4 protein-coding genes and 1 pseudogene are annotated in these 4,358 nt (G+C 74.9%); 4 read left to right on the plus strand and 1 reads right to left on the minus strand.

The features are described from left to right. The 4 genes from B7L92_RS07880 to B7L92_RS07895 form a co-directional block, all read left to right on the plus strand. Nucleotides 1–602 (plus strand): lipid II flippase MurJ (locus B7L92_RS07880; RefSeq protein ID WP_304364698.1); only part of this gene is annotated, 602 nt, incomplete at its 5' end. Beyond that, on the plus strand, nt 586–1,353 hold the full coding sequence (locus B7L92_RS07885) for a polysaccharide deacetylase family protein (protein ID WP_081236740.1): 768 nt from the start codon (nt 586–588) through the stop codon (nt 1,351–1,353). The genes B7L92_RS07880 and B7L92_RS07885, both read left to right, overlap by 17 nt. Before the next feature lies 1 nt (nt 1,354). Beyond that, nucleotides 1,355–2,527, plus strand: coding sequence for a glycosyltransferase (locus tag B7L92_RS07890; RefSeq protein ID WP_081236741.1), 1,173 nt, complete (start codon nt 1,355–1,357; stop codon nt 2,525–2,527). Continuing rightward, nucleotides 2,524–3,192 carry a YveK family protein gene (locus tag B7L92_RS07895; RefSeq protein ID WP_081236742.1) on the plus strand — a complete coding sequence of 223 codons (669 nt, stop codon included), beginning with the start codon at nt 2,524–2,526 and terminating at the stop codon, nt 3,190–3,192. The genes B7L92_RS07890 and B7L92_RS07895 overlap by 4 nt, the downstream gene beginning before the upstream one ends. 26 nt (nt 3,193–3,218) lie before the next feature. On the opposite strand, the pseudogene B7L92_RS07900 reads toward B7L92_RS07895, so the two are convergent. After that, nucleotides 3,219–4,325: pseudogene (locus B7L92_RS07900) on the minus strand (glycoside hydrolase family 26 protein); the annotation flags it as partial. Between the last annotated feature and the right edge of the window lie 33 nt (nt 4,326–4,358).

Consider the following 4,358-nt stretch of genomic DNA (forward strand, 5'->3'; position numbering starts at 1 on the left):
CCAGCGGTGAACTCGCCCCGCTGGAAGAGCAGTTCGATCATCTGCGGGGCGAGTTCACCGCTGGCGACACCACCGCGACGGCGGACGTCATGCGGGTGTACGCGCTCGGGCTGCTGGGCCAGACCCTGGTGGGCGCCCTGATCCGCTCGTACTTCTCGACGGGCCTGCCGAGCTGGTACCCCTTCGGCGTGATGGCCGTGGGCGTCGTCGCCACCTCCCTGATCGGCGCCGTGACCGTGGGCCACTGGGGGGTGGCGGGGATCGCCGCCGCCAACGCCTTCGGCATCACCGTCACCGCCGCCCTGCTGCTGGTCGGGCTGCGCACCGCCCGGCGCGCCGGCTCCCCCGGTGTCTCGGTCCGCGTCCGGCGGGTCCTGGCCGGGCTGGGCGGGCCCGTGCTCGCCGCGGCCGCCGCCACCGCCGCCGGGGCGTTCGCCGCGGGCCGGCCCTCCTCGCCGGCGGCGGGCCTCGCGGCGGGCTGCCTGACCGTGACCGTCGTCTTCGCCGTCCTCTGTCTGGCCCTGGGGGTCCAGGGCTCCGCATCCGCACTGCGCTCCGTCCGCACCGTCACACGAAGGCTCGCACATGGCCGCTTCCGTTGAATCCGCCGCCCACGGCGCCCTCCCCGCCCCGCGCCGTCCGGGCCCCGTCCCGTGGGTGGCGATGTACCACTCGGTGGGCGACTGCTCGGACGATCCGTACCGCATCACCGTCACCCCCGAGCGGCTCGCGGGGCAGCTGGCCTGGCTGCGCCGGCGCGGGCTGCGGGGCGTGTCCGTGGCCGAACTGCTCGCCGCCCGCGCCCGGGGCGAGGGGCGGGACCTGGTCGGGCTCACCTTCGACGACGGGTACGCCGACTTCGTCACCGACGCCCTGCCGCTGCTGCACCGCTGGGGCTGCGGCGCCACCCTCTTCGTGCTGCCCGGGCGGCTCGGCGGCGACAACGCCTGGGACCCGCTCGGCCCGCGCAAGCCGCTGCTGACCGCGGACGGCATCCGGCACGCGGCCGCCGAGGGCGTGGAGATCGGCTCGCACGGGCTGACGCACGTCGACCTCACCCGGGCGGACGACGTGACCCTGAAGACCGAGGTCACCGAAAGCCGCGCACGGATCGCGGAGTTGACCGGCGCCCGGGTCGACGGTTTCTGCTACCCGTACGGCACGATCGACGCCCGCGCCGTCGAGGCCGTGCGGGAGGCGGGCTACGCCTACGCCTGCGCCATCGACCCCGGCCCGCTGACCGGCCCGCACGCCCTGCCGCGCGCGCACGTCGGCCAGAACGACACGGCGTGGCGCCTGCACCTCAAGTACCGGCTGCACCGGCTGCGCCGGCGCCCGGTGGAGGGGGTGTGAGATGGGGGCGTCCGATCTGAGGGTGCTGCACGTCATCACCGGTCTCGGCGTCGGCGGGGCCGAGCAGCAGCTGCGGCTGCTGCTGCGTCACCTGCCCGCCGACTGCGACGTGGTGACGCTCACCAATCCCGGCGCGGTCGCCGACGGCCTCACCGCCGACGGCGTCCGCGTCGTGCACCTCGGCATGGGCGGCAACCGCGACCTGGCCGCGTTGCCGCGCCTGGTCCGGCTGATCCGCGCCGGCGGCTACGACCTGGTGCACACGCACCTGTACCGGGCCTGCGTCTACGGCCGACTCGCCGCGCGCGTCGCCGGGGTCCGCGCGGTCGTCGCCACCGAGCACTCCCTGGGCGACTCGCAGATGGAGGGCCGCAGGCTGACGGCGGGGGTGCGCGCGCTGTACCTCGCCAGCGAACGGCTCGGCTCGGCGACGGTCGCCGTCTCCGAGGCGGTGGCCGAGCGCCTGAAGCGCTGGGGCGTGCCCGCGCCGCGCATCGAGGTCGTGCCCAACGGCATCGACCTGGAGCGTTTCCGCTTCGACCCCGAACGGCGGGAGCTCACCCGCCGTCGCCTCGGTCTGCCCGAGGGGGCGTTCGTCGTCGGCGGTGTCGGCCGTCTCGTCCGGGGCAAGCGGTTCGACGTCCTCGTGCACGCGCTGGCCCGGCTCCCGGAGGACCACTGGCTGCTGCTGGTGGGCGGCGGCCCCGAGGAACACGTGCTGCGCCGCACGGCCCACGAGGCCGGTGTGTCCGGCCGGGTCCTGTTCACCGGCGAACGCCCCTGCGTCCCCGACGGCTCCCCGGGCCCCGACCTGCCCTCGCTCACCTCGGCGATGGACCTGCTCGCCTCCCCGTCCGCGGAGGAGGCCTTCGGCCTGGCGGCCGTGGAGGCGCTGGCGTCGGGCCTGCCCGTGCTCTACGCCTCCTGCCCGGCGATCGAGGACCTGCCCGCGGCGGCCACCGTCGGCGCCCGGCGGGTGCACGGCGGCCCCGAGGCGTACGCCCGTGCGATCACCGAGGTCCGCGCGGCGGGCCCCGGGCCGCGCACGGCGCCCGGCGTCGCGCACCACTACAGCATCACCCGCAGCACAGCCCGCCTCATGGACGTGTACGCGGCAGCCGTCTCCGGCACGTCGCCGTCCCTCGCACCTCGACAGGAAGCACATCCTTCATGACCGACACACCGATCCGTCGGCGCCGTCCGTCCCTGGCTCCTTCCCTGGCCCGTGTCAGGAGCCTGCCGGCCTGGTCCGCGCTCGCGGCGGGCATCCTGGCCGGCGGTCTGTGCGGAGGCGCGTACGGGCTGCTCACACCCCCGGTGTACACGGCCACCAGTTACGTCGTCGCCGTGCCGACGGACAAGGCGCCCCCGGAGGCCGCCCGCGGTTTCGCGCAGGCGTACGGCCGGGTGGCCACCCAGCTCGCGGTGCTCGGCGACGCACAGGTGTGGGCCGGCGTGCCGGTGCGGACGCTGCGGGACAGCGTCCGCGCGGCGACCTCACCGGACGCGCCGATGGTCGCCGTCACGGCCACCTCCGCGCGGCCCGACCTCGCCGTCGACATGGCCAACGCGGTCTCCCGCGCGCTGACCCGGCACGCGGAGGACACCAAGGGCAGCACCCAGGTCCGGCTCGTGCAGTTCTCGCGCGCGGTGAAACCGGGCGGGCCGGCGTCCGCGTCGGCGGCGGTGACCACGCTGGTCGGTGCGAGCGCCGGCGGGCTGCTGGGCGGTCTGGTCCTGCTGGTCCGGCCGAGGCGGCCCGGCCGGGACGAGGACGCCGTGCCGGCCGCCTCGGTGCCGGGCCCGGCCACCGCCGCCGACGCGCACGGGCAGCGGTGACGGCGGTGCACCCGGCCGGTCCGGCGTCAGGACGTACCGCTCGACCACCAGTTGAAGGGGAGGCAGAGCTTCCCGCCGAGCCAGTACTCCACCCAGGTGCCCAGCTCCAGCGGCGAGCAGTTCTCCGGGGACAGCGGAACGGTGGACACGGGCGGTGTGGCAGTGGGGGTGGGAGTGGGCTCCGGGGCCGGTTCGGTCGAGCGGCCGGAGAGGACGGACCGGTAGACGCGGGACGACTCGGGGTGGTCGCCGCACTGCCACACACCGTGCGGGCAGTAGTCGGTCACCGTGTTGTACAGCGGCCGCTGCTCGTCCATCCACTCGAGCATGCGCCGCATGTACTCGGGATTGTCACCGTTGCGGAAGAGCCCCCATTCGGGATAAGAGATCGGCTTGCCGTGGGCTTTCGCGAAATCCACGTGCGCCTGGAGTCCGTAGGGCTCCTTCACCTGTTCGTCGAACGACATTCCGGACGGCTGGTCGTAGGAGTCCATGCCGATGATGTCGACCGTGCCGTCCCCCGGATAGCACTGCGTCCAGGGAACGGCGTCCCGGCCGCGGCTCGGCGCGAAGTCGAACCGGAATTCCTGGCCCGGCACCGCGCGCATCGTGGCGACGATCCGGTTCCAGTACTTCTTCCAGGACTCCGGGTCGGGCCCGCACCGGTGGGTGTAGGTGGCGCCGTTCATCTCCCAGCCGAGCACCAGGATCGTGTCCGGCACCTTCAGCTCGACCAGCCGCTCGGCGAGCGCGCGGAAGTGGTGGTCGAACTCCCCGGCGGCGCCCCGCCGCAGCAGCTGCCGCACCTCGGCGTCGGGGACGCCCTCCTCGTTGCGCTCCTGCAGGGGGACGTTGAGGACGAGCATCCGGTCGTCCTTCTCGTTGCGCCAGCGCGCCCAGTCCTCGAGGAAGCTGACGCGGCCCTCGATGTCGCTCCAGTGGTTGCCGGGCAGGTAGGTGTGTCCGACGCGCAGCTCGGCGCCGCCCAGCCAGCGGCTCAGCTCCTCCATGCGGGCCACGCCACGGGCGTCCGAGGCGAGGAACGCCCCGAACGGGGGGAAGTCCTGACGGGGCGCCCGGAGGTCGGGGACGGTGAGCGGCGGCAGGGGGAGGGCCGGTGCCAGCGGCACCGGCCCTCCCCCTGCCGCCGCTCACCGTCCCCGACC

It is taken from the genome of Streptomyces viridosporus, from assembly GCF_002078235.1.
Classification (GTDB): Bacteria; Actinomycetota; Actinomycetes; order Streptomycetales; family Streptomycetaceae; genus Streptomyces; species Streptomyces viridosporus.

Coding starts and splice junctions, on each gene's coding strand:
- B7L92_RS07890 (WP_081236741.1), top strand. CDS start 1,355: ATGGGGGCGTCCGATCTGAGGGTGCTGCACGTCATCACCGGTCTCGGC.
- B7L92_RS07895 (WP_081236742.1), top strand. CDS start 2,524: ATGACCGACACACCGATCCGTCGGCGCCGTCCGTCCCTGGCTCCTTCC.
- B7L92_RS07885 (WP_081236740.1), top strand. CDS start 586: ATGGCCGCTTCCGTTGAATCCGCCGCCCACGGCGCCCTCCCCGCCCCG.